General features: G+C 37.6%; 1 protein-coding gene. It reads left to right on the top strand.

Features of this window, described 5'->3' with window-relative positions; genetic code table 11:
* Positions 1-229, top strand: a 229-nt coding sequence (locus B4920_RS28325; RefSeq protein WP_139379812.1) for an HDOD domain-containing protein, incomplete at both ends; no start/stop codon positions are given.

The following is a 229-nucleotide window of genomic DNA, read 5'->3' as shown; positions in this document are numbered from 1 at the left end:
CAGTACGCAAATTTCTACTGTAAGCCGAGCCGCTATTGTGCTTGGTTTTGATGCAGTTCGTAATATTTGTATCACTGCACAATTATTATCTAGCTTGTTAGAAAGTAAAAACCTCTCGCCTTCAGTATATCAAAGATTAATCAAATTAATGGCTAAGGCATTTCAAGCTGCCATGTTAACTCGGATGATGCTGAGTCATTATGATGATGATATTCAAGAGGAGGCCTTT

The organism is Zoogloea sp. LCSB751 (genome assembly GCF_002028455.1).
Taxonomy (GTDB): Bacteria; Pseudomonadota; Gammaproteobacteria; order Burkholderiales; family Rhodocyclaceae; genus Zoogloea.
Note: the sequence above shows the minus strand (reverse complement) of the source record. Positions and strands in the feature narration are given on the sequence as shown.